The organism is Flavobacterium sp. CF136 (genome assembly GCF_000282055.1).
In the GTDB taxonomy this organism is placed as follows: domain Bacteria; phylum Bacteroidota; class Bacteroidia; order Flavobacteriales; family Flavobacteriaceae; genus Flavobacterium.
On sequence record NZ_AKJZ01000024.1, the window covers coordinates 1 to 26,140 of the forward strand.

A 26,140-nucleotide genomic window follows, 5' to 3' on the forward strand; every position below is an offset into this window, starting at 1 on the left:
AACTGAGACCAATAAAAAAGGAGCCAAATTATGGCTCCTTTATTCTAATTGATTATGATTTATTAAATTAAATCAAACCTATCCAGATTCATTACTTTATTCCATGTGGAAACAAAATCATTTATAAATTTTTCCTGTGCATCACTACTTGCATAGACCTCTGCAACAGCTCTTAATTCTGAATTGGATCCAAATACAAGATCTGCACGTGTTCCAATCCATTTTGGCTGACCTGTAGTACGATCATTACCTGCATAAAGTTCCTTATCATTAGACACTGCCTGCCACTGTGTATTCATATCAAGCAGATTGATAAAGAAATCATTGGTAAGCTGACCCGGACGATGGGTAAAAACACCATTTTTTGTACCGTCAGAATTAATATCAAGCACACGAAGTCCGCCTAAGAGTACTGTTAATTCCGGTGCTGTAAGTGTCAGTAAATTTGCTTTATCGATAAGAAGTTCCTCTGTAGAAACTGCTGATTTTGTACTTCTGTAATTACGGAATCCATCTGTTTTAGGTTCCAAATACCCGAATGATTCTGCATCTGTTTGCTCTAAAGATGCATCCATACGACCCGGAGTGAAAGGTACTGCAACTGAATACCCAGCTTCTTTAGCTGCTTTCTCTACTCCTGCACAACCTGCTAAAACTATTAAATCCGCCAGTGAAACTTTTTTTCCACCTCCCTGCGCTGCGTCAAACTCAGTTTTGATATTTTCAAGTTTGTTTAAAACCTGTTTTAGCTGAGCGGGATTATTAACCTTCCAATCACTTTGCGGAGCAAATCGTATACGCGCCCCATTTGCACCTCCACGCTTATCTGACCCTCTAAAAGTTGATGCCGATGCCCATGCCGTTGCAACCAGCTGGGATGTACTTAAACCTGTGTTTAATATTTTTCCTTTTAATTGAGCTATATCATTCTCATCAATCAACGCATGGTTTACTGCTGGAATAGGATCCTGCCATAACAGTTCTTCCTGCGGGACATCAGATCCCAGATAACGGGCACGTGGTCCCATGTCCCTGTGTGTTAGCTTAAACCATGCACGTGCAAAAGCATCTGCAAACTCATCCGGATTTTCCAGGAATCGGCGTGATATCTTCTCGTATGCAGGATCTAACCTTAATGATAAATCAGTAGTAAGCATTGTTGGAAGATGTTTTTTGGAACTGTCAAAAGCATCCGGAATAATTGCTTCGGCATTTTTGGCTACCCATTGGTGTGCACCTGCAGGACTTTTAGAAAGTTCCCATTCAAAGCCAAATAAGTTTTCGAAGAAATTATTACTCCATTGTGTTGGCGTTTTTGTCCAGGTAACTTCCAGTCCGCTTGTGATTGCGTCAGCACCTTTCCCGGAACCGAAACTATTTTGCCAGCCAAAACCCTGTAGCTCTATACCGGCAGCTTCCGGTTCTTTATCTACATGGTCAGTCGGTGCTGCCCCATGAGTTTTACCAAATGTATGTCCACCTGCAATTAACGCTACTGTTTCTTCATCGTCCATTGCCATACGTCCAAAAGTATCCCGTATGTCTTTGGCAGCAGCAATAGGATCCGGATTACCGTCCGGTCCTTCAGGGTTCACGTATATAAGTCCCATTTGTACGGCCGCAAGAGGTTTTTCCAGATTTCTGGAGTGAACCTGACCATCGGCATTGTCATCAGCAGCCACAACTCCGTGATCTTTCGGTACACCATCAGAACCATTGTTATAACGATCATCTCCGCCTAACCATGTAGTTTCGGAACCCCAATAAACTGCTTCGTCCGGTTCCCATACATCTGCACGTCCTCCTGCAAAACCAAATGTTTTGAATCCCATAGAATCCAGGGCAACATTTCCGGTTAGTATCATCAAATCTGCCCAGGAGATTTTTTGCCCGTATTTTTGTTTAATAGGCCATAAAAGTCTTCTGGCTTTATCAAGGCTTACATTATCAGGCCAACTGTTAAGAGGAGCAAAACGCTGTTGTCCCGCACCGGCACCACCACGGCCATCATGTACACGATAAGTTCCTGCACTGTGCCACGCCATTCTAATAAATAAACCTCCATAATGACCAAAGTCTGCCGGCCACCAATCCTGCGAATCTGTCATAAGATCATGTAAATCTTTTTTTACCGCTTCAAGGTCAAGGCTCTTAAAAGCTTCGGCATAATTAAAATTACCTCCCAACGGATCTGATAATGGGGAATTCTGTCTTAGGATATTTACTTTTAGTTGCTTTGGCCACCAGTCATTGTTCTTTGTGCCTGATGCTGCCGCATTATCCATACTTCCATTATGAAAGGGGCACTTGCTAATGTCGTTTGATTGATTTTCCATAAATTATTCTTTTGATTTTTGTTATTTTTTCGAATTACTAAATTACGAACTAAATAAAAGAGTTGCATGTGATATTTATATTATATTAATCTACTTTGATAGATAAAATCTATTACAAAAAAAATTATTGTTTTGATTTTTGATATATGTTTTGAAGAAAGGGCAATCAAATAGCTTGATAGAATACATTTATTAACTTAAAATAATATTATTCGTTACAGTAAAGATTTTTCTTATATTAGCTCTGCGCAGAAATACTTAATTATGGCACAAAGCTATCCTGATTAGGATGGATTGGAGTTATTTTATAGCTTCTATAAACGAGTTGCCTACAATTTAATTGAACCTATATGCTAAAATTTACAACTGAACAGGATGAAATATTTTATTTTGTAAAAAATGATACTGGTCATGGAATTATAGATGCTGTAGCCGGAGCTGGGAAAAACAACTACTATCATGGAATGTGCAAAATTTATTGACAATCCAGGTAGTGTCCTTTTTTGTGCATTCAATAATAGCATATCGAATGAAATCTCTAGAAAATTTAAAAATTTAGGATTAAATGAAATTACAGTTAAAACCTTGCATTCATTAGGATGGCATATCTTAAATGCTAACAATTCTACTGGACATCCGATAACACTTGAAGAAAATAAATATCGTGAGTTATTGAAAAAACCTGAATTACAAGAAAAATTAGCTCATCATATTGAGAAAATTTTGAGTATAAATGGTTTTGAAAAAGATTCACTCGATGAGAACAAAAAATTTGCAGCGAATAATCTTGTATACAAGATCAATAATCGACTCATCGATATTAATCAAAAATATCGAGCTACACTGACAAAAGATACAATTGAAGATTTTAAGCAATTAGTAATTCATTTTGGAATATTTAATAATATAGAAATTTCGAAAAAAAATTTCGATCAAGAGCTAAAATATTATTTTGAATCTCATAAAATTATTTTAGAAGATGGTAATTTATTATCGGCTAAAACTATGGCAATTGATTATACCGATATGCTTTATCTTCCGGTGCAATGGAATCAACAACCTCCTAACAAGTTTGATTTTGTTTTTATAGATGAATGTCAAGATTTATCAAAATCACAGTTTGCTATAGCTACAAAGTATGGAAAAAAAGATTGCAGAATACTTGCGGTTGGAGATCCCAGACAATCAATTTATGGTTTTACTGGCGCAGATATAGAATCTTTCCAAAGAATAAAAGATTGGACTAAAGCCAAACAATTACCTTTAACCATATGCTTCCGATGTCCAAAGAAAGTAATTGAAATTGCAAAAACTATTAGACATGACATAATCGGAAATAAAGAAGACGAAGGAATTGTAACTTCGATTTTATTTGATGAAGTAACAAAAATTGCTAAACCTGGGGATTTAATTATTTCAAGGTTACGAGCCCCAATAGTTTTGTTAGTATTTAACTTTATAGATAACAATATTAAAGTTCAAATACATGAAGAAGAAGTTAGAGAAATTATTAATGAATTAAAAAATATATTCAAATCAAACGAGTTGAACATTATTATTTCAACATTACCGGAAGGCTTCGACACATTAAAAAAAGAAATTTTAAACAGATGGAAGTGGGTTATTACTAAGAATGCTGAAAGAATAATAGATAGTACTGAACGTAAAATATACATAGAAAGTGAACAAAGTTATCTAGAAAAAAAATTATCTTTTTTACAAAAGAAATATTATGAATGGATTGAAACATGTCCAAATCTAACTGCAATTCTAAAAAACGTTAAAGATTTTATTTCTGCTACTGACAACAGTATTAAAATTTCAACAATACATAGAGCTAAGGGATTAGAAAATGAAAGAGTATTCATTATCAATTACAATGATTTACCATTTAATAGACTTGAGCAAAAGGATTGGGAAAAAACACAGGAATTAAATCTTAAATATGTTGCTGTGACAAGAGCTTTGAAGGAACTTTTTTTGATTGAAACTAAAAATTTACAGGCAATAAAAGATGAGGGAAGTTTATTCGACACTTTACCTTTTTAGTTAGTAAACTCTGCGTTAATTGCAACAAATTATAAAATAAACCCATCTAAAACAGGGATTTGTGATTAAAAATATAAATATGATAGAAGATGTTTTACGAAATTTAGCTTATCTTTTTTATCCTAAGAATATATATCCTTGGGATGAAAAAGAAGTCTATTTACAAACGTTAGAATATAAAAGATTAAAGGAAATCATAGATTCTTTTGATTCTGATGAAAACCCTCTCTGGTGCTCGATTGCATCGAGTACCTACTTACATTAATAGATAAATTTAGCGTTTGCAACGCGGCTAGGTAAAACAGGAGCAGCTTTAAACAAAGTTATCAATATCGTATTTTGTAATGTAAAATACCGAATCTTTATGGTAATCTATTTATATGAACCGCGTTGCAAACGCTTTATTTAGTATATATCCAGTAAGTAGGTACTCGATGCAATCGAGCACCAGATGAGGTAATCGGAACACTACAAAAAACAGAACTTTAATTTTCTCCAATAATGAAATCATTTCAAATCATATTAATTACTTTACTTCTGATTTCTTGTAATAATCAAAAGCAGGAGTGTGGGAACATTAAGTCAGTTTGCGAAAACCGCTGAAAAACATAAATTTAAATGGTAATATATTTTCTAATTGCTGGAATTCTAATTCTAATTTTAGTTGTAATAATAATTGGAATAGTTTGGTTATGCTTTTGGATTCCGAAAAAAATTGGATATCCAAAATTCGGTAAATATTTCTCAATTATAATTGGAATTATAATTGCAATATTTATTTTAACTGAAATTTTTGAAGATGAACTTTTCTCGAAAAATGATGCTAAAGAACTTTTAAAAGAACAAAATATTGTACTAATTGATGAATTTGAACTGATAGAAAACAAATCAATGTCTGGAATTGGTGATTACTATCATACATTTACTTTAAAGATTACAAGTCACGATAAAAACAAAATAATTAGAGAAATTCAAAAGTCTAAGAATTATAATAGCGATTTAAAAACTGAGAATTACTTCAAAAATCGCGAAGATTATTACAACGGACCAAAAAGGATTAAGAATTATGAAACTGAAAATCAATTTGTGAGAGAACTTTTCCAACCAAATGGAGATAACTATGCGCCAACTTGGAGAAAAATAGAGATCAACAAAAAAAGTAATTTACTAATATTTGAAGATAAAGACGAATAAAACCGAATACCTAACACTTCCTCTCCGGTGCTCGATTGCATCAGGTACCTACTTACATTAATAGATAAATATAGCGTTTGCAACGCGGCTGGCTGAAACAGGAGCAGCTTTAAACAAATTGTGCTTTTGTTTTTTATTTCATAGTTTTCTTAAAAACCAATACTTTCATATATTTGTTTGTAACAAAAACTGAAGTTTTTTCTCAGACTGACGCTAAGTGCAATTCCATTTAAATGATACTCACAACATAATGAACATTCAAAACCTTCCTAATGATTTAAATATTGACAGCCAAAGCGAGGTGCAAATTTTCGATTATCACGTAACAACTTCCAGTGTCAAGAATAAGGTTATGCTGAATAAGCATATTTTTAGTTTTTTACTTGAAGGAACAAAAGAACTCATCACACATGATGAGAGAATAACTATTAATAATGACAAGTTTTTACTGATAAAATCAGGAAATTTTTTAATGACTGAGAACCTTCTTTCTGAAACAAATTCATATCGAAGCGTATTGTTCTTTTTTAATGATGATATGCTCCTGAAATTAGCACAAAAAAACAATCTTTCAAAAACGGTTAATTCAAGTTCCAAACCTTATGAGATATTCCAATATGATGATTACATTCATGATTTTGTCAGGAGTTTAATTAAAATAAAAAAACACGATAATACACTAAAAAACAAATTATTAAAAACTAAGTTTGAGGAAATACTGCTGTATTTATTGCACAAAAACGGTACTGCGTTTTTAGACAATATACTTACCAGCCAAGATAGTCAAAGCAGGCATTTTACAGCTGTAATTGAAAGTAATAAACTGAATAATCTAACGATTCAGGAGCTTTCCTTTTTATGTAATATGAGTATTTCTACTTTCAAGAGAAATTTTGAAAAACACTATCAAACCAGTCCCATAAAATGGTTTCAGGAAAAAAGACTGGAGCATTCCGCTTACTTGTTAAGTACTAAAAAAATGCGTCCTATTGATATTTATTCCGAAATTGGGTTTGAAAGTTTATCGAGTTTCACTCAGGCATTTAAAGTAAAGTACAACACTACTCCAAAACAATTTCAACTGGAATAATGAACTTTCGGAAACACTTTTAGAACTTTTAAGAGTAACTAAAAAGTTTTACAGCAAATTACCTTTACAGTCTAACTTTTTAAATAATTAAAAGATGAAAAAGATTAATTTGGTATTACTTTGTTTGCTGTTTTCAACAAGTATGATTTTTGCTCAAAAGTCATTTACTTTAACCAGTAAAGATTTAGGCGGACAAGCAACAAAAATTGAAGAATTTAACAGTTTCGGCTGCACCGGAAAAAACCAATCACCTCAATTATCATGGGCAAATGCCCCCGAAGGCACTAAAAGTTTTGCAATCACCATGTATGATCCAAACGCGCCAACTGGTAGTGGATTTTGGCACTGGGTTGTATTTGATATTCCCGGAAATATTAATGAATTAGTTACAAACGCAGGGAATCTAACGTTAAATCTTACACCTAAAGGAGCTATCCAGAGTGTTACAAATTATGGTGTTGCCGGATATGGCGGACCCTGCCCTCCTGAAAACCACGGCATACATCAATATATAATAACTGTACACGCTTTAAAGACTGATAAATTAGGTTTGGATTCGAATGCAAATCCTGCTATTGTCGGTTACTATCTATGGATGAATACCATCGCAAAAGCAAGTATTGTAGCCTATTATCAAAGAGAAAAAAAATAAATTTGAAGCAGCGCTTTTAAAACCAATAGCCCTTTTGTTAAAAAACAAAAGGGCTTTTTGGCTCCATCCCTATTACATTGAATAAACATCATAACTAATACTACCGATTCCTCGGGCAATCTTAGATTTACAACACTTTTACAGGTATCTGCCTCTTTTGATTCTTTTACTGTTTCCAGTCCAAAAGCATTAAAAGTATTTACAGTAAGTCGATTTATTCTTTGATAAACTTCGCTGTGTTAATTTTCCCATTGTCCAACATAATTTGTACAAGATAGCAACCGGCAGAAAATCCTTCGGCATCAATGGTTTGTTGAGTTGAATTATTCCCGTTCAGCTCTTTTATTTTTGCACCGGAAAAATTATAAATTACAATTTTTTCAATACCTGAATCCGCATTTATAGTGAAATTACCTCCCTTTACCGGGTTTGGATAAAAAGAAAAATTATTAGTAAAACTTACATCCCCCACTGATAAATTACATGATGTCGAGGCTCCCGTCGTTGTATTGATTCCGTTTATTATGTTGCTTCCGTTTACTGTTTCTGCTTTATAAGGAATAATCGCATCCCCTTTACCACCAGGAATAGTAATAGAGGAACAGTTTTGGAATACAAGCCCTGTTACGAAATTGGCTACCATTCCTTTTGTGTTTGCACTAATCTTCACATTATCGAAAACAACGTTGGTGGCAAAGGATTCCGGTAAAGCATAAATTATACCTGCATTATCAGAATTGGTTACAGTAATATTTTTGAACGTAATATTTTTCCAGGCCGGGGTAGTACTCGTGACAGTTCCAGCTACCAAAGTTGATGGTGCAGCCGTAGGTTCTTTGGGATACCAGCTGGTAATGGCAAAAGGAGTTGATACATTCCTCATGGTAACATTCGAATAGGTAAATGAAGTCTCCCCTCCGCCACGAGTATTATTAGATTTAAGACGAAATCCGTTGGAGGTACCAATAAAGCTGCAATTATCTACGATAAGGTTGCTTACGTTGGAGGTATAACTTCCTACCGAAACACCATGCCCATCACCAAAGCTGCTGTTTTTAACTGTAACATTTTGAGAATTAGTATCTACCGCCACATTATCATCGCCTACAGAAAAATAACAGTTTAATACATCCAGTCCATTCCAATACCAGATATCAAGAGCATCTGTGTTTGGCGCAGATGAAGGTGCAATAACTGTTACGTTCTTAATTGTCCCCTTTGATCCTTGTCCACTCCCGCTTTTTCCCATAGTAATACTAACATTTGGAGCGTTTTGTATCGTAATATCAGTAATTAAAACCGTATTGCAGGCCTTAAAACGTATTATGCCAGGACGACCGATACCTGTTGCATCAAAGGCAGTCCACCAGGCACTGCCATTTCCTTCAATAGTACCCTTTCCACTTATTTTAATATTAGTAAGATTCTCTCCATAAATAAAGGTTGTATAAGTATCTGCCGTTCCACTATTTGGATAAGAACCGGCAGGAAGTCCGTTTCCATTTCCGTAAGGCATTAATTGTAAAGTAGCTCCGGCTGAAATAAAAAGGTTAACATTGCTTTTCATGGTAATAGGGCCGCTCAAAAAAGGGGAAGCAGCAGCAGGGATAACAACGGTACCGCCTCCTGCAGCGTTTGCAGCATTAATAGCAGCATTTATTGCTGCCGAATTATCAAGATTGGAGGTACTGCCTCCATATATTAACTCTGTAATTACATACTGGGTAGAAGGGATATTTGGCTGCATCTGAGTAGAAGGGATATCAGGAAAAGTAACCGCTTGAAATTGTGCAATACGAGTAGTATTTGCAGTCATAGTAACCGCAATTGTACTATTTGTAGAAACAACTGCTCCATTTTCATCTACCCATTGAACAAAATTATATCTAAAATTATCTGTTGCTGTTAATGTTACTACTGTTCCCTGAAGAAAAGAAGTACCTCCCGGATTCGCAGAAATAGTACCTGTTGAAGCAGGGCTGACATTCGTTGTCAAAGTAAAAGTAGCAGCATTAGGATCACTTGTGATTTTTTCAAAATAATCGATATTGAACAAGTAACCGGTATTTGTTGGATGCTTAAAAACCAGATATAAATCGTGTGTACCCGTTGTTTGCGTAATTGCTGTAGAAAATGTTTTGTAATCGCTAAACCCTGAACTTCCTGATACAGCAGCTGTTCCTATTAAAGTCCCTGTTGTCGAATCTAATCGAAACTCGATATTCCCGCCAGTTGCTCCGGAAGCCAGTATATCAAAGCGAGTATCATATTGATCAAATACCTGCTCGGTAAATTTAATCCAGGTTCCGTTTTTAATATAACCAACGTTACCTCCGCCGGAAAGAGCGGCATTAGTTTCTTTCTTTGCTCCGGAATTTCCGCTATAAGTTTCGGCTTCAATTCTTGTTATAGTTTCTGCATATCCTATTACTGAAAATAGTACCAGTAATAAGGAAATAAAATATTGTTTTTTCATTTTTGTTTTATTTGGTTTTGTTAAAGACTTTATTCATTCTATGGTATTCATGAAACTTGTCACATTGAGTGTAATCCATAATGCTCAATTTAACACATAGAAACATAGATTTCATGTGTTAAAAAGGATACAAAAAAAGAAATATATTTCTTTCACATTGTTAGCTATGTGTGTTTAAAATAAGTGAAACACCTCCTTTTTTTTTTGAGATCACAAAATCTATACTTCTAGCCTGCACTGAGCGGAGTCGAAGTGTGTTAAAATAATTATGAGTAACGGGTTATACATTAATTTTTGATAACTTTTACTTTATAAACAACCCCTTCTGCATTTTTCATACTAATAATGTAGACTCCGGAATTCAACATGCTTAAATCTACTGATCGTGTTGTATTAGCTGCCAGCATGCCTTCTTTAACTTTTTGTCCCTGAATTGAATAAACATTATAATTCACGCTTCCGATTCCTTCAGGTAATGTTAAATTGACAATATTATTTGTAGGTATTGGATATGCGCTTGCTTCATTTGGTTCTTTTTTCTTTCCCAAACCCAAAGTACCAAAAGTACTAACAGCGCTCAAACCACCATATTCATTAGCTGCTTGTACAGCATACATATAATTTCCTCCTGCTGCGGTAGTATCAACATATGTGGCATCTGTTGTAATGGCCAGCACCTTACCGTCCCTGATCACAACATAGCAAATAGCATATTGATTATCATCCCATTTAAGGGTATTGTTTCCAAGATTCGAAAGATTAGCGGGTGCTGCTATCTGCTCTACCACTAAACGCGGATCCCATTTGTCCGTTCCGCTAAGGACATTCTCTATTGTGTATTCATCTGCCTGTGCTTTGGTTAAAACCGGATTATAATTTCCTGTCTGAGCAACACCGCTTACTGTAAACACATTTGTTCTGTTAGCCGTATTAACCGCTACTCCATTTCCATTTACACTATTATATTCTGCAAAAAGTGCCGGCAATGTTCCCATACTTGTCCAGCCTTGGGTATTAGGTTCGTTTACCATTATTGTATTTAGATAAACAGCTCTTGGAGCATTTTGCCAAGGGCGTCCTAAATAATAACCCGTAGTTGCAGTAATGGTATTATTATTAAAAATATATCCATATTGAGTTGCAGCAGTATGATTTGGAGCAACGATATAACCACCTCCAACAGAAACAAGCTTACATTCTTCAAACCAATGTGTTCCGCCTCCACAGATAAAATCTACATCACCTTCAATGGTCGATTTATAATAAAAACTTCTGTTTCCGCCTGTAACCTGAGTATCTTGTTTACTTCTCAGTTTGATTCCGTTATATACATTTCTGTCTCCTGCCGGATTAAGTGCAGGCTTCTGACCCGAATTAACCACTCCGTCTTTATGCTCAATGGTTATATTTTCCATATATAAATCATTGGCTTCAATCGAAAGTACCGGGTTTTTAATTCCCTGCCCAGGATTTCCCTGAAGAATTACCTTATCTTTTGATTGGGCAATTAATGACACATTATTTTTCCCTGACGGAAGCTGAAGTACAATTCCCTGAGGATTTGTACCATCACCCCCAAGATTATAAGTCCCATTAGTAATCAGAACCAGAAATCTGGTTGATGAATTAGAGGGCGCCGCATTAAATGCTTCGGCTATGGTTTTTACATATTTTCCCGAAGCCACTTGTTCTGCTGTTGCATTCGCATCTACAATCAAATTAAATACACGTTTTGCAGGAACAGGTTTTTCCATTGTTTTAAAAGATACTGCAACTGCCGCAGCATTATTACCAGAAAGATCTGTAACTAATCCAGCCGGTATATTGAAGGTATATTGTGTATTATAGTCTAATCCGAAATAGCTGAATTTTACCGTTTTATTGACAAACTCCGGATTTAATTTTTTTCCGTTCAATGTTGCCTGTCCAGTGCCTAACTGAACTTTTTCATCATAATTAAGGATAATATTTCCGCTTGCACCAACCGTAGTTGAAGCATTCGCAGGAAGCGAAGACAAAAATACCGGAGCAGTTGCATCCGAAACAAAAACTTCGTCTGCTTTTATCATAACATTAGACAGTACCGTTGCCGTTACATCTGTAGCAGTTCCGTGTTTTGGTCCGTTAACATTCGGAAACCATCTGATATATATTTTTTCTTTTCCTTCTGCATCCACAGGCAGTATTACTCCGATGGAAGTAACCGAGCTTGTATTTATTGTAGTTAAAGCAGAGATATTTTGAAAGTTTATACCATCAAGTGAATATTGAAAAGTCCATTCGTTACAACCGTAATAATAACCAATCAGTCCTGATGAAATATTTATATTTTTGTATCCGACAGTTGAAAAAGAGGTCATAAAATAAAAGAACTCACCTCTGTTTGTGTTCCATACCCCTACACCATTTACTCCGCCTCTGTTTAAAAGCCTCACATTAGGGGCAAAAACATTATCCGTAACATTATAAGCAGATAACTGAGGTTTATTTTCGACTTTAGAATATAATTCGGCAACTCTTGGATTAGCATACTGATCGTTTTTAAATGTCCATCCCGCAATAAATGTTGCATTATCATAAGTACCTGTGATCGTTTTGTTTTCGTTCATTATTACAGAAGTACTCAGTGACGTTGATCCATCAGACCAATTATTGAATTTAATGATATCATTTTCAATAGCTGTTATCGTAACATTTGTTCCTTTTTCGTAAACAGAAAATGCGCCATCTTTACCGGCAGGAGAAACTGTGTATTCGCCTAAGCCGAATGCACCTGCTACATTTACGTTTAAGGTATATGTATCTACTGCTGCATATTCTGCAACAAGAGCAGTATTTGAAGTAATCGTAAAAGTATAAGGATTTGTCGTTGAAACAGGAGTTCCATTACCATCTGTCCATCGAACAAAATTATATCCGAAGTTTTTGTTTGCGGTTAATGTAATTGCGGTTCCCTCATTAAATGTACCGCCAGCAGGATTCGAAGAAATTGTTCCTGATAAAGCAGGACTAACATTCGTTGCCAAAGTATAAGTTACTGCGCCAGGAATAGTAGTGACTTTTTCTAAATAATCTATATTGAACAGGTAACCTGTATTTGTTGAATGCTTAAAAACAAGATATAAATCATGTGTACCGGTTGTTGGTGTAATTGCAGTCGAAAACATTTTGTAATCGCTAAATCCGGTGGATCCGCTTACTGTTGCAGTTCCGATTAAAGTCCCGGTTGTCGAATCCAATCGAAACTCAATGGTTCCTCCGGTTGCTCCGGCGGCGGCTACATTAAAACTAGTGTCATATTGACTAAATACATGTCCGGTGAAACTAATCCAGGTATTGTTTTTAATATACCCAACATTTTTTCCTCCGGAAAGTGCAGCATTATTTTCTGATTTTGCACCTGAATTTAAATTATAACTTTCGGCTTCAATTTTTACAGTTGTCTGCGAAAATCCCATTACTGAAAAGAGCGTCAGTAACAAGAACATAAGGTATTGTTTTTTCATTTGTGGTTTGGTTTAAATAGTTAACATTTCCTCCTTGTTTCAAGAATTAAGATCCAGGAGGGAGATCCATTACTGTTTTTGACCCGTTTGGGTGTAATTAAAAATTGGTGTCAGGCTGAGTTCATTGGGCTTCGTTCAGGATAAACTTAGTTGAAGCCCTTTCGAAGTAAAAAGCCTTCGACTCCGCTCAGGATGACAATATTATTTAGAAATCTAAAAAAGTGTTATTCAATTATTTTCACCTGATCTTTAATTGATTCAAGTACTTTGACGTCTTTAAATTGTAATTTTCTATTCTGCATATTCAGTGTTACATCTTTAGTTATGGTACCTCCAACCCAAAACATTTGGTTTTCTCCGGTAGCTTTAAAACTTCCGACATTTATATTCTGGCTATTTGAAAGACTTACCGCGATACCTGGTTTATCAAGACTTAAATCAATATTTTCAAAATCAATTTTACTTGCATAATTAATACGAATCCCAACATCAGATCGAACAATCATATTTTTAAATTGTATGTTTTCAACTGGCATTTCAGGGATTCCCATAATTTTCAAGGCTTGTTTAGCTCCATCAACATAAATATTTTTGAAATACATATTTTTGAAAACAGGAGTTGTCTCAGATACAGGAACCTTTTCTACAATCATTTCACCGGTAAGAGGATCCTCAACTCCAGATTTATTAAAATAATACATTTCAAAACGGATTGCCTCCGTAGGAATGTCACTCATCCTGATATCTTCCATCCAGATATTTTCAACTAAACCACCACGACCGCGGGTTGATTTAAAACGTAATCCGCAATCAGTTCCAATAAACGTAAGATTCTTAATAAATAGGTTACGAACTCCACCCGACATTTCGCTGCCTATTACAAATCCGCCATGACCATGATAAACTACGCAGTCCTTAATTACAAATAATTCGGTTGGTTTTCCTCGTTCACGTCCTTCCTGATCTTTGCCGGATTTTATACAGATAGCATCATCCCCCACATCAAAACGACAATTGGTTACAGTACCGATTCGGCAAGATTCCAAATCGAGTCCGTCACCATTTTGTGAGTACCAGGGATTGCGAATGTTCAGGTTGCTTAAAGTTACATTTTCACACATCAGTGGATTTACATTCCACGCAGGAGAATTCTGAAAAGTAACACCATCCAACAGTAGTTTTTTGCAATTTACAAGGCTCACCATTACCGGACGCAGCGCTTGTTTATAGGGTTTCATATTTTCAATAGAGGGTACTTTGGGAAGTTTGTCTTTTTGTTCATTACCAATTAAAGCCTCTTCTGAAGGGTACCATGTTTTACGATCTTTAGAAAGAATTCCACCTGAATTAACCATATTCTTCCATTGTTCATCACTCATCTTTCCAATTTTAACTGGTCTCCATTTAGAACCATTTCCATCAAAAATCCCTTTTCCTGTAATGGCAATATTTTCTAAGCCAACTCCCATAATAGGAGATTCACAGCGAATGACTTTATTGCCTTCAAAATACGAATTGATTAATTTGTATTGATTTAAATCACTTGTAAACAAAATGTAGGCTCCGTTTTGTGTGTGCAGATTGACATTACTTTTCAGGTATATTGGGCCAGTTGTCCACAATCCTGAAGGGATAGCAACAACACCTCCACCAGACTCAGAGCATTTCATGATGGCATCGTTAATCGCTTTCGTACAAAGCTCCCCAGTGTTTGGAACAGCTCCGAAATCAACAATATTCAAAGTATCTTTTTTAAACTTTGGAATCTGTACTTCCGGCATATTGAAAGGAAGGTTCCTTTCTTCTGAAACCTTGCTTTTTGATTTAGATGTGTTTTGAGCAACAATCCTGTTGCTGCATAAAATAAGGGAGAACATTACTATCCAGATCAGGAAAACTGTTTTAATTTTTACCATAATTAATTCTTTTTTTTTAAAACTCGTTGGCTGTAATTTAATTTCATCCTGAGTCCATTCGGCTTCGCTCAGGATAAACTTAGTCGAAGGCTTTTTACAAGGAAAGGGCTTCGACTCCGCTCAGCCTGACACCTTTTATTTGCTTATTACTTATCTTCTTCTACTCTAAACCAATCGTAATCGGCATAACTGCTATCGCTAATAGACTTGGTGCCTGTTGCAAACAGTCCAATCTTTGCTCCTACCCAGCGTCCTGCACTTGGTTTGAAAGAGCTTCCAAAAGCCTTGAATGTCTTGCCATCAGTGCTGTAATAAAATGTGACTTTAGCATCAAAAGGTTCTATATTTTGTACCATTTCAACTTTGGCACGGAAATACACATTTTTTTGACCAATAGGCATAGCTCTTATTTCTGTCTCGAGATCTTTAGATGTACGAGAGTCCTTCATCAGGCGCTGCACCAATTTCAATTTTCCGTCTTTATCCTGTTCTATAGCTATGTATGCGTAATCTTCACCAAATACAATTAAACCTGTACTGCTTTCTTCCGCATCCGGATTATTTTCGAAACTCAGTTTTGCTGTTGCTGTAAAATTGGCACCGGGAAATTTTTGTAATAACAAATTTGGCATCATCCACATCGATTTTACCTCTTCGTTACTAGGAATACAGTTTAAACGCATAAACCCAAGATTGGCAGATGACCATCCCCAATGTTCTCCAGGGTTTTGATTGGCCTGCCACTGCCATTGTAATCCGAATTGATGTCCATTGAATTCATCCGAAGTAACCAAGGGAGTAGCAGGATAATTTTTGCCAACATTTGGTTTTGTCCATTCCATAACGGGTTCACCAATACCATCTTTATTGGAATCTTTCCCCATAATTGGCCAGTCTTCTTTCCAGGTAACTGGCTGAAGATTAAGAACACGCCCATATGCCCAACGATCCTGAAAATGTATAAACCATCCGTCTCCGTTTGGAGTTTCAACATACCCTCCCTGATGTGGCCCGTTCATTTTTGTATCCCCTTGATTTAAAACAATTTTAGACTCGTAAGGACCCCAAACATTCTTAGAACGCATCGCCAACTGCCATCCCGGTTTTACACCTCCTGCCGGGGCCATAACCCAATAATATCCTTTTAGCTTGTACATTTTTGAGCCTTCGACAGTGGTATGCCCATTATGTCCATCAAAAACCATCGCCGGATTACCAATTAGTCTGGTACCATCGGGCGCAAGTTCTGATAACATTAGAACAGTCTTTACATTGGCGCGGCTGCCTGCAAAAGCATAAGACAGATAGGCTTTTCCATCCTCATCCCAAAAAGGACAGGTATCAATGATTCCTTTTGCCTCTTTTACCAATACCGGCTCTTCCCAGGTTCCTGCCGGATCTTTGGTTTTGACCATGTAGATTCCAAAATCGGGATCACCCCAATAAATATAATATTCACCATTATGGTACCGAATTGATGGAGCCCAGACACCATCGCCATGGCGTACGGTACGAAAATGCTCAACAGGAAATTGGTTTTGTAATGCGTATCCAATTAACTCCCAGTTTACAAGATCATTTGAATGAAGAATAGGAAGTCCCGGAGAACTGTTAAAACTGGAAGCAGTCATATAATAACCCTCTTTTCCCACACATACATCCGGATCTGAATAATCAACATGTAAAATAGGGTTCTTGTACTTTCCATTTCCTAAGTCACCATTCCATCCCTGGGCATTTGCTCCTAATCCATAAACTGTCAAACCTATGGACAGTAATAATCGTTTTAATTTCATTTTAAATAGTATTTAATCAAGTTTTTTAAAAACTTGCGTCAGATATGTGTCTTAGCTTCAGATAAATTTTCTGTACCATGATTATTTTTTTTGAATTGCCTCCTGCTTTAGCTAGAGGCATTTCAAAACTTACTTTTTTACAGTTAATCTGATTTTGAAACAGGATAGTAAAAGAAGTATCCACGTGGGATACTTCTTTTTTTAACTAAAAAATTAACCAGCAGGATTTAAGGAAGCCATCTAAGATCGCCTACTTTGTTTGTAACAATTGGAGAGTTTACATCTTTGATTGTTAAATCTCCTGCTTTTGGATTTATGAACAAGTTTTGTGCACTTATTCCTAATGCGGTACCCTGAATACTCGTAGGTCCCAACAGATAATCTGTAGTAGTGTAATTATTACTGAATGAAGTTGTACTGCCTGCGGCAATTGCCTGAATTACCTTACCACAAGCAGAGGCTAGTAATACATTCTTGAAAATCAACGTAGACCCTACAGCTGCCGGGATATTAATTAAGGAACGATTATAAGCATAGTCATAAATCGTTACATTGCTATACTCTAAATAAATTGGATAAGTAGATGTTCCATAATCGAACAAATTTTTAAAATTGTACGTATTATTGGTTGTCCCATAATAATCTCTCATAAAAGTACAATTATTGAAAACGGCTCTTTTAAAATTGTCTGCTCCTGCAGACCCCATAACAAAAGTACCATAGGTCCCGGAATGACCTCCAACTTCATCCAAAGTGCAATATGTCATCTCAAAGTTTCCTACTTCTTTATATTTTCCGCTTCCCTGATGTCTCCAAAAGCCACGTTTAAAATTATTAAATACACAATTATAAAATGTAACTTCTCCAATTGTCCAGGAGGTACCACTATTAAAGAAGTAACTGGCATCAATCGTTTGATAAAAACGAATGTTTTCAAAAGCTAATGAGTTCAAAAAGGATCCTTCAGTAATATTCCAGTTTCCGTTCATTTCAATTTGAGGTTTTTCTCCCTGAGTTCCGCCGGTAAGTTTAAAACCTTTTGAAATAGTAAAAGGAGTAATTTTAAATAACGAACCTGCTTCCAGAAAATATTCTGTTCCTTCCGGAATTGTAGGATCAGCATTGTTGGCTTTCAGGAGTGCACCTAAGTCCGTTCCTTTTGCCACCAGAATTGTTGAAGCCGATGGTCCTGCAGAACGAAAATTTATCTGATTGTAAGGCCTGTCATAAATACGTGGCTTATTATTGTCATAAACATTTACATTATAAACTGTATTTTTTTCCAAACCTTCCACTTTAGCTTGTCCACTACTTTTTTCTGCTTCCGTTAACTTGCGCCCTATGGCCGGAATTTCCTTAGACTGTGCCGGCACGACAGAAATACTGTCTACCGGATTAGCCGAATCAATCTTCCAGCTTACAGTCACATCTGTTTCGGTAATATTTACCTTCTCCACCGGGTTTAATATTTGAGCATATGCCGGACGGTCTGCTGTCAATGCATTTGTATAACTCCATTGTGAATTAAATTTATCATTGTCGCTATTTGCACGAACCCGAATGTAGAACTGTGTTTTATAAGGAATATCATCCATCAAAATTTGTGTATCTGTAATAGTATACGACTTGAACAGACTGGAGTAGTAATTATCCAAATGTAATTCTACTGTATAGGAAACAGCATCATTTACTTTGTACCATACTACAGCGATAGAATTACTTTTAACCACAGGAGCGGTAAGTACAAACTTGGGCTGAAACAAATCTCCAACCTTAGTATAAGCCAAATTGTCTTCCTGGCAAGAGTTTAACATTCCTCCAAGCAAAATCATGCTGAAAAATGATAAAATATAAATAGCTCTTTTTGAATTTTTCATATGTGGATATTTATTGTTTTTTATTGGTCATATATAATTCGCATTTCATAATTGGTGTTTCGACCAATTTCCGATATGCTCATTTCATACTTAATTCAATTAATAGTTAAAACCATAATAATTCTGAATAGCTCCACGATGATCCGAAATCACTTTAGACGGATAAGGACATAAATAACGCAAAGGGGTATTTGGAGATAGACTTGAAGCATTGTTGAAATTTATAAACCCTCTAAAACTCCATTTGATATCGTTTCTTGGTTCATAAGATGCTGTCTCATTATTTAAAGAATACCAGCTTGTTGCAAATACCTGTTCTGTATAACCTGCTGGTTTCGCCTGCAAAATTTCATCAATTCCTTTGATATCTAAAATTGTTCTGCCGGCATTATTAGGGTCCGGAATACTTTTCCAGTAAACACTTCCGGGAACTTGGTCTATACCGGGAACATAAGCTCCATTAGCTACTTTTCCCCAGTTTACGAATTTGTTATATTGATTATAAATTACTTCACTATATTTATTCCAACGGGCTAAGTCGAACTTACGTTTACTTTCACCACCAAACTCCCATGCACGTTCATCCATAATAGCCTGAAAAAATAAATCAGAATTTGATTTGGAAGAAACATAGCTATCTACTTTTGCTGACCAGTCTGCCTGACTGAATGCTCTGCGACGCACTCGTTTTAAACATTCCTGAGCATCCTGACGCGGGCCAAATCGTTCGTTTACAGCTTCTGCATACATCAACAGCACATCAGCAAAACGCATCCATGAGTAATTGATACCGGTTGCTTTAGTACTTGTACCTCCCAGTGGAGAAGTTGAGTAAAGCTTCGACCATTTTGCAACAGCGAGTTTAGCTAAATCCAGACGAATTACCTGATTCAGATTTGCATCATACGAATAAGGTGCGCAGGTAATATCGCGTCTCAAATCTTTGTTGTCAAACGAGTACAAATAGGTTCCGGATAAACTAAGGCTTCCTGAAGCACTTCCGTAAGGATGACTTCCTTCCAGAATCGGAATACCAATAGCATACCCATATTCACCCGAAGTATTTTTTAACAATGGTAATGAAAACATAACGTCATCATTAACCGGTGTTACCCAATTATTTTGTCCAATCCAAAAATTACGGTAACTTAATTTCAGATCATGTTGTCCTTCATTTATTACTTTACCTAAATATTGGATTGCAATATCATAATACAATTCATGATTTTCTCCACGAACCATATGACCAATACTGGCTACATCACTGTCAGGGCGCAAAGTCCAGCCTCCACGGGTAAGCGCAAGTAAACCAATCAAACCCTGATTGAAGCTTCTTGATGCACGTTCAGGACCATAATCCAGCGCACTTGCATATTGCATTAGCGGCTCAACCGACTTTAAATCATCTATTAGAAATTCAAGAATTTTATTTCTATCTGTAACTCCTACCCTAAAATCCTCATCTCCGGATGATGATGTAGTACGAAACACAACATCTCCCCAAATTCGGATCATATCTAAATACACCATTGCACGAAGTGTCTTAACTTCTCCATAAAGCTGTGTTATAGCAGATGGCTTGTCTTTGGTGTCTGCCTTGTAAATAGCAGAATTTTCAATTCCCTGAATAATATCATTAGACAAATTAATAATCTTATACATTGCATTCCAGGTCGAATTCAAAGTTGTCCAATAAGGTTTTGGTTCAAAACAGGCAATATCAGAACCGTTAACATTTACCGTATTAGTTGAAATTCCCGACATCTCTACATCGGTATTCGGATTAAAAACAAAAGCAAGACGATTAGAATATGCATCGTCAGTCAGCATAAGTGTATATACCCCTGCAACAGCTGATTGTATTTCACTTTCAGAACTAAAAACTTCCGCCTCGGTAAAACCGGTTGCCGGATGTACGTCTAAATAATCGTCGCAAGCTGTAAAACACAGTCCGAAACTAAATAGCATACTTAATAATATCTTTTTATTCATAATTTTAAAATTTAATTTAATTAAAATGATAACTGAGCTCCAAAAGTGTAGTTTCTTGTTCTTGGATACGCATTATAATCAACGTTAGGTGTTAATCCTGTTGATAGATTAACCTCTGGATCATAGCCTGAGTAATTAGTCCAAACAAATAAATTAGAACCGGTTGCATACAGACGAACTCTGTTAAATATTAATTTCCTGGTTACATCCAAAGGAATTGTATATCCTAATGAAAGTGTATTCAATCGTAAAAAAGAACCTTTTTCGACTGCATAAGACGAAGCAATAGGACGACCGATTGAAGTTGGATTCCACATAGTGGCATCTTTATTAAAGTCGGCCAAAAGTGCCGGTGAATAACGGAGATCGTTCCCCATATCATCAAAATTACGCCAACGATTATCCAGCGATACTTCCATCCCTAAATTATTTTGGGTATTTGAATACCAGGAAGTCATCATGACTTTGTTTGCGTTGAAAACATCAAACCCATATACAAAATTGAAAAAAGTAGAGAAATCAAAACTTTTCCATACTGCATTCAGTCCAAAACCTCCTGAATATTTTGGGTTAGTATCTCCAATAACTTTTCTGTCGTTCGCACCAATTACATACGTATTTGAATCTGATGCGTCAACTGGCGTAAGTTTTTTAAATTTAGCATTTCCGGGACGCGGATCACCTGACAGATTTTTTGAGTTTGCCACACCATCTTTAAGTGTCCAGACTTTAGTTAGCGGGTCAAATGATTTAAAATCATCTACGGTATAAAAACCATCATTTACAAAACCGTAAATTAAACCTTTTGTACCTCCAACATAAGCACGATAATCATCATCATTCAACAATTGCGTTCCTGCCCATCCTGAACTAAGAATCCATTCATTCTCTCCGGTTGAAAGTGCATCAATTTTATTCTTATTAAATCCAATATTGAAATTTAAATCCAGGTGAAAATCTTTTTGCTGAACCACGTTGGCGTTAACTGCAAATTCAATTCCTTTATTAGATGTCTGCCCCACGTTGGTCATAATTTTACTAAAACCTGATGATCCGGGAATATCAGAAGGCACTAACAAATCTTTTACAGTGTTTTGGTAAATTTCGATATTACCGGTAAGCCGTTCTTTAAAAAAACCAAAATCAATACCAAAATTTGCCGTGTAAGTTGTTTCCCATTTCACATTAGGATTATTTAAATAAGTTACACTCTTACTTGGGTTAGGATTATAAAAATTATAGTAATAATGACTACTCTCTCCCCAACCTACTGATTTATCTTGTGAAACACCATAATATTTTGCATACAAATCGCCATCAATTCGGTCATTACCCGAAACACCGTAACTTAAACGCAATTTTAAATTCGAAATGGTTTCACTATCCTTTAAGAATTTTTCATTTGACATTCTCCACGCAAATGCTGCAGCCGGAAATACTCCCCAGCGATTATCCGGGCCAAATTTTGTCGAACCATCTGCACGAATAGTAAATGTTGCAAGATACCTGTCATCAAAACCATAATTTACACGACCGAAGAAAGATGAAATTTTATTAGGTGAACCTTCTTTCGATCCGTTTTGATAAGGCGTTCCCAAAGCAAGATTATCCAATGCTTTTTCTCCTGTAATCGTTTCCGGAAAATAACGAGTGGTATAAGTCTTACTGGCACTACGCTGATCCTTCATTTCCTGCCCCACCATAACCTGAAAATCGTGAAGTGTATCGATTTTAAAATTATAATTTAAGACATTATTTAATTGTGTACGAGGGCTTTGAGTCATTTGCCAGCCCACTACCGGCAGACTATTATTCTCATTTGCAGTTTTAGTCCCTACACCCCAAAAACGTCCGTCTTCTTCATATTGGTATTCAAAACCGAACGAGCTGCGAAGGCTCAGTCCTTTCATTATATTCCAGGTTAATGCTCCAACTGTATTGAAAGTACGTTTAGTACGATCGCGATAATTTTTTGCAGCTTCCTGTATCGGATTGAAACGTGTAACAGGTTCATAATCTTCCGGATCAAAATAAGTGTCATCTTCAGGCAATGTCATGTAATCCTGTAAGCCAAGTGTAGGTGCCTGGCGTATTGCGCTAAGCAAACTAACCCCCTCAGTACCTGATCCCTCAATTGTTTGATTTATAAAACGGGATTGAAATTCAAAAGTAAATTTATCAGACAATTTAGTATTAAGGGTCAGGTTCATGTTGGTCTGCTTTAAACCGGTTCCTATTAATACCCCGGGCTGATCCTGATTGGTTACCGCAAACTTAAATTTAGTTTTTTCATTGCCGCCATTCATACTAAAATCCAGGTATTTAGCAATTGGGTTACTGCCAAAAATTTCGTCCTGCCAGTCTACTCCCTTGTCACCTTTATAAATATACATTTCATTGGCCTGCCCGTAACGATTGTAAAAAGCAGTTGGATTTGAGGTTTTTCCTTTTTCATACTCATATTGCATCGTAACATATTCATACGGATCCATTACATCCAGACGATTCGCTAATGTTTTGATTTGCATATAACTGTTTATATTCACAGAAACCTTCCCTATTTTAGGATTTTTTGTGGTTACCAAAATAACCCCATTAGCACCACGGGCACCATATATAGCAGTAGATGCGGCATCTTTTAATACTTCTACCGATTCGATATCCGTTGGCGGGATATCATTTAGAGTCGCAACTTCAAACCCATCAACCAAAATTAAAGGGGAATTATCCTGAGTAATAGAACCTCCTCCACGAATTCGTATCATTATTTCAGAACCCGGAGAACCATCAGCCGAAGTAATCTGAACACCCGGCAATTTACCAACTAATGCTTCAGCTACAGAACTGGTTGGAACCTTTTCTAATACTGTCCCTTTTATACTGGAAACTGCACCGGTCAGGTTACCACGTTTTTGTGTACCATAACCAATTACCACTACTTCATTCAATTCACTAGTCGATTCTCTCATCTCGATGTTAATTCCGGAAGTACGCCCATTTAAAGGCACCGCTATATCTTCCAGACCAATAAACCTAACCAGCAAAACAGCTGTTTTAGGGTTGTTTACTTTGATGGAAAATTTTCCGTCAAAATCAGTGGAAGTATTTGATTTTTCATTTTTCACACTAACCGTTGCGCCTGGAATCGAGCCCATTTTATCTCTCACAACTCCCGTCACAGTTGCTTGCTCCTGAGCATAACCGCTAATCGTAAGGAACAAGACGATTAAGGTGCTCATGATATGTTTTTTTATCATAACTGCTATATTTTTATTTAGATTTAGATTTATTTTTTTAAATCTGTACATCATTGGATTTTATTTATTTGGTCTGTACAACTCCATCAATGGTCACCACATAATCTTTAATAATGGGTGTATCCGGATCATTCAGGTTAAAATCGATATTAGTAACTCCATTTCCTGTAATTGGAAAAGAACCTTCAAATTCTTTTGTTTTTACCACAACTAAATCCGCTGTCATAAACTCTATACGAATAGTAACATTATTCGCTGCTTCACCAGTCTGGAATACTATAAAATCGTCTAAGTAATTAATTCCTCCTGTAGTCGTTTTCTTAGATCTGGAAACAGCCATATCTCCTTTCACAAAGGTTTCGTCAGAGACTTTGTATCCGGTACGTTTTACAAAAACAGTTGTTTTTATGACAGAATAACCTGGATCTGCTACAATGTCTTTTGACTTTAAACGTAATGTACCCGTTCTCGTAAGAATGTTCATAGTAAGTTTTTCCTCAAATGGAGACTGGTATGGCATAGCAGCAGACAGATCCACCCTTTGATCGGCATTGATTGATTGAGGAACGACAAAATCATTTAGATTAACCGGTAAAAGGACCATTTCTGTCGGAATATCGGAGGCAATAAACCTGTAACTTCCTTTCTCAAGTGCAAAACGATAGAGCGAACTGTAGTTACCAAAATAATCCCCGTTATCTTTATAAATAAAAATAGGTCTTGTTGAAATACCTACATTTATATTCCAGGGGTTGCCGTTCAGCTGAAGCTCATAATCTCTCACAACCGAAGGTTCATATTTCATTTCGTCACCAGAGCAGGAAGTCATCATAAAAAGAAGTACACCTGCTCCGAGTATTAGTTTTTTTATGTTTTTCATATTCATATTATTAAAATTGAAAACTGTTTACTATCTGGTCAGTATTTTGACTACAGGAGACTGTCGTTATGATCATTAATAATAGAATGAAAGTGTTGGTTTGTTTCATAAGGTTGGTTTGTTAATAGTTAGTTAAGAAATAGTTAAATGCTTTTGGTTATGGAGCAAAACTAGAGATAGTGAATCGTAATTTGGTGTAAATATTGCTTTTCAAGGAGGGTGAAATCGCTAATTCGAGTAGTTAAATTGGTGAATTGACAAATAATTAAGATATTTTTTACATTTTGTAAAAAAATAAGTATAAATAAAAACAGATTTACACAATCTTAATTCAAACAAGCTTTTTGAGGATTGAGTAAAGATTGAATTAATAACCTATTAGTCGAAGCTCTCTTTACTATTAAGCCTTCGACTAAGTTTATCTTGAGCTTTTGTCGAAGGACTCAGGATTGATACTTCAAAAATGAAATAGCTATATAAAAAAATTAGTAGTACACGAGCCTTCGACTTCGCTCAGGATAACACTTGTGTTAGCCACAAAATCTACGTTTCTGTCAGGCTGAGCGGAGTCGAAGCCCGCTCCAATTGGTGTGCTTTCGCTTTTGCTCAAGGATGTAAGCAAACGTAGAAATTTAATTACTTTATTAAAATACTTTTCCTACTTTTAATGATAATTAAATTCTTATATAAAAATGAAACAATATCAGGTATACATTTTAAAATGCTCTGACAATAGTTATTATACCGGGATGACAAATAATATAGAGAGAAGACTAAATGAACATAATTTTGGAATAAATAAAGAATGCTATACTTTTTATAAGAGGCCATTAGAATTAGTTTTTTGTGCTGAATTTAATGAAGTAAATCAAGCTATTGCATTTGAAAAACAAGTAAAAGGCTGGAGTAGAAAAAAGAAGGAATCGATAATAAATAATAAATGGGAAGATTTGAAAAAATTTTCAGAATGTTTAAACGAAACGACTCATAAAAACTACATACAGAAAACATAGTGTTAAACGAGCCTTCGACTAAGTTTATCCTGAGCGGAGTCGAAGCCCCGTTCCAATAAGTTAGTGTAATCCAAAAAAAAACTTTAGTGCAGACAAGCCTTCGACT

Annotated in this window: 16 protein-coding genes; 7 read left to right on the forward strand and 9 right to left on the reverse strand. The window is 35.9% G+C overall.

Features of this window, described 5'->3' with window-relative positions; all coding sequences use genetic code 11:
- Nucleotides 1-62: 62 nt before the first annotated feature.
- Complete coding sequence (gene katG / locus PMI10_RS10140; protein ID WP_007807370.1) at nucleotides 63-2,336, reverse strand: catalase/peroxidase HPI; 2,274 nt, start codon at nucleotides 2,334-2,336, stop codon at nucleotides 63-65.
- A 350-nt stretch (nucleotides 2,337-2,686) separates the two neighbouring features.
- On the opposite strand from katG, the gene PMI10_RS22385 reads away from it, so the two are divergent.
- The 6 genes from PMI10_RS22385 to PMI10_RS10165 all read left to right on the forward strand — a co-directional run bounded on the left by PMI10_RS22385 (nucleotide 2,687) and on the right by PMI10_RS10165 (nucleotide 7,321).
- Nucleotides 2,687-2,818, forward strand: coding sequence for a hypothetical protein (locus tag PMI10_RS22385; protein WP_007807372.1), 132 nt, complete (start codon nucleotides 2,687-2,689; stop codon nucleotides 2,816-2,818).
- On the forward strand, nucleotides 2,796-4,385 hold the full coding sequence (locus PMI10_RS10145; RefSeq protein ID WP_007807374.1) for a UvrD-helicase domain-containing protein: 1,590 nt from the start codon (nucleotides 2,796-2,798) through the stop codon (nucleotides 4,383-4,385). Before PMI10_RS22385 ends, PMI10_RS10145 begins: the two co-directional genes overlap by 23 nt.
- A 79-nt stretch (nucleotides 4,386-4,464) precedes the next feature.
- Nucleotides 4,465-4,650, forward strand: a complete 186-nt coding sequence (locus PMI10_RS10150) for a hypothetical protein (RefSeq protein ID WP_007807378.1) — start codon at nucleotides 4,465-4,467, stop codon at nucleotides 4,648-4,650.
- A gap of 353 nt (nucleotides 4,651-5,003) precedes the next feature.
- On the forward strand, nucleotides 5,004-5,579 hold the full coding sequence (locus tag PMI10_RS10155; RefSeq protein ID WP_007807380.1) for a hypothetical protein: 576 nt from the start codon (nucleotides 5,004-5,006) through the stop codon (nucleotides 5,577-5,579).
- Nucleotides 5,580-5,829: 250 nt separating this feature from the next.
- A complete protein-coding gene (locus tag PMI10_RS10160; RefSeq protein ID WP_007807382.1) occupies nucleotides 5,830-6,669 on the forward strand; it encodes a helix-turn-helix domain-containing protein in 840 nt (279 codons plus the stop codon).
- A 94-nt stretch (nucleotides 6,670-6,763) separates the two neighbouring features.
- Nucleotides 6,764-7,321, forward strand: coding sequence for a YbhB/YbcL family Raf kinase inhibitor-like protein (locus PMI10_RS10165; RefSeq protein WP_007807384.1), 558 nt, complete (start codon nucleotides 6,764-6,766; stop codon nucleotides 7,319-7,321).
- A gap of 214 nt (nucleotides 7,322-7,535) precedes the next feature.
- Here the strand turns inward: PMI10_RS10165 and PMI10_RS10170 are convergent, their stop codons facing one another.
- The 8 genes from PMI10_RS10170 to PMI10_RS10205 all read right to left on the reverse strand — a co-directional run bounded on the left by PMI10_RS10170 (nucleotide 7,536) and on the right by PMI10_RS10205 (nucleotide 25,021).
- Entirely contained in the window at nucleotides 7,536-9,797 is a 2,262-nt protein-coding gene (locus PMI10_RS10170; protein ID WP_007807386.1) for a glycosyl hydrolase family 28 protein, read from the reverse strand.
- A 287-nt stretch (nucleotides 9,798-10,084) separates the two neighbouring features.
- The gene (locus tag PMI10_RS10175; RefSeq protein ID WP_007807389.1) at nucleotides 10,085-13,303 is read right to left on the reverse strand and encodes a pectinesterase family protein; all 3,219 of its coding nucleotides are present in this window, start codon (nucleotides 13,301-13,303) and stop codon (nucleotides 10,085-10,087) included.
- Nucleotides 13,304-13,527: 224 nt separating this feature from the next.
- Entirely contained in the window at nucleotides 13,528-15,219 is a 1,692-nt protein-coding gene (locus PMI10_RS10180; protein ID WP_007807390.1) for a glycoside hydrolase family 28 protein, read from the reverse strand.
- 146 nt (nucleotides 15,220-15,365) lie between these two features.
- Nucleotides 15,366-17,015 carry a glycoside hydrolase family 43 protein gene (locus PMI10_RS10185; RefSeq protein WP_007807392.1) on the reverse strand — a complete coding sequence of 550 codons (1,650 nt, stop codon included), beginning with the start codon at nucleotides 17,013-17,015 and terminating at the stop codon, nucleotides 15,366-15,368.
- A gap of 227 nt (nucleotides 17,016-17,242) precedes the next feature.
- Nucleotides 17,243-18,892, reverse strand: a complete 1,650-nt coding sequence (locus PMI10_RS10190; RefSeq protein WP_007807394.1) for a DUF5123 domain-containing protein — start codon at nucleotides 18,890-18,892, stop codon at nucleotides 17,243-17,245.
- 99 nt (nucleotides 18,893-18,991) lie between these two features.
- Nucleotides 18,992-20,884 (reverse strand): RagB/SusD family nutrient uptake outer membrane protein, encoded by a 1,893-nt coding sequence (locus PMI10_RS10195; RefSeq protein WP_007807396.1) that lies wholly within the window; start codon nucleotides 20,882-20,884, stop codon nucleotides 18,992-18,994.
- Between the two features lie 20 nt (nucleotides 20,885-20,904).
- A complete protein-coding gene (locus PMI10_RS10200; RefSeq protein WP_202948185.1) occupies nucleotides 20,905-24,123 on the reverse strand; it encodes a SusC/RagA family TonB-linked outer membrane protein in 3,219 nt (1,072 codons plus the stop codon).
- Between the two features lie 82 nt (nucleotides 24,124-24,205).
- Nucleotides 24,206-25,021, reverse strand: a complete 816-nt coding sequence (locus PMI10_RS10205; RefSeq protein ID WP_007807402.1) for a hypothetical protein — start codon at nucleotides 25,019-25,021, stop codon at nucleotides 24,206-24,208.
- 692 nt (nucleotides 25,022-25,713) lie between these two features.
- Between PMI10_RS10205 and PMI10_RS10210 the strand changes: the two genes are divergently transcribed.
- Complete coding sequence (locus PMI10_RS10210; protein WP_007807404.1) at nucleotides 25,714-26,034, forward strand: GIY-YIG nuclease family protein; 321 nt, start codon at nucleotides 25,714-25,716, stop codon at nucleotides 26,032-26,034.
- The last annotated feature ends 106 nt before the right edge of the window (nucleotides 26,035-26,140 follow it).

What these genes read in the sequence shown, in the direction of transcription:
- PMI10_RS10145 (WP_007807374.1), top strand. Translation starts at nt 2,796, where the DNA reads ATGGAATGTGCAAAATTTATTGACAATCCAGGTAGTGTCCTTTTTTGT.
- PMI10_RS10210 (WP_007807404.1), top strand. Translation starts at nt 25,714, where the DNA reads ATGAAACAATATCAGGTATACATTTTAAAATGCTCTGACAATAGTTAT.
- PMI10_RS10185 (WP_007807392.1), bottom strand. Translation starts at nt 17,015, where the DNA reads ATGAAATTAAAACGATTATTACTGTCCATAGGTTTGACAGTTTATGGA.
- PMI10_RS10195 (WP_007807396.1), bottom strand. Translation starts at nt 20,884, where the DNA reads ATGAATAAAAAGATATTATTAAGTATGCTATTTAGTTTCGGACTGTGT.
- PMI10_RS10150 (WP_007807378.1), top strand. Translation starts at nt 4,465, where the DNA reads ATGATAGAAGATGTTTTACGAAATTTAGCTTATCTTTTTTATCCTAAG.
- PMI10_RS10155 (WP_007807380.1), top strand. Translation starts at nt 5,004, where the DNA reads ATGGTAATATATTTTCTAATTGCTGGAATTCTAATTCTAATTTTAGTT.
- PMI10_RS22385 (WP_007807372.1), top strand. Translation starts at nt 2,687, where the DNA reads ATGCTAAAATTTACAACTGAACAGGATGAAATATTTTATTTTGTAAAA.
- PMI10_RS10175 (WP_007807389.1), bottom strand. Translation starts at nt 13,303, where the DNA reads ATGAAAAAACAATACCTTATGTTCTTGTTACTGACGCTCTTTTCAGTA.
- PMI10_RS10180 (WP_007807390.1), bottom strand. Translation starts at nt 15,219, where the DNA reads ATGGTAAAAATTAAAACAGTTTTCCTGATCTGGATAGTAATGTTCTCC.
- PMI10_RS10205 (WP_007807402.1), bottom strand. Translation starts at nt 25,021, where the DNA reads ATGAAAAACATAAAAAAACTAATACTCGGAGCAGGTGTACTTCTTTTT.
- katG (WP_007807370.1), bottom strand. Translation starts at nt 2,336, where the DNA reads ATGGAAAATCAATCAAACGACATTAGCAAGTGCCCCTTTCATAATGGA.
- PMI10_RS10170 (WP_007807386.1), bottom strand. Translation starts at nt 9,797, where the DNA reads ATGAAAAAACAATATTTTATTTCCTTATTACTGGTACTATTTTCAGTA.
- PMI10_RS10190 (WP_007807394.1), bottom strand. Translation starts at nt 18,892, where the DNA reads ATGAAAAATTCAAAAAGAGCTATTTATATTTTATCATTTTTCAGCATG.
- PMI10_RS10200 (WP_202948185.1), bottom strand. Translation starts at nt 24,123, where the DNA reads ATGAGCACCTTAATCGTCTTGTTCCTTACGATTAGCGGTTATGCTCAG.
- PMI10_RS10160 (WP_007807382.1), top strand. Translation starts at nt 5,830, where the DNA reads ATGAACATTCAAAACCTTCCTAATGATTTAAATATTGACAGCCAAAGC.
- PMI10_RS10165 (WP_007807384.1), top strand. Translation starts at nt 6,764, where the DNA reads ATGAAAAAGATTAATTTGGTATTACTTTGTTTGCTGTTTTCAACAAGT.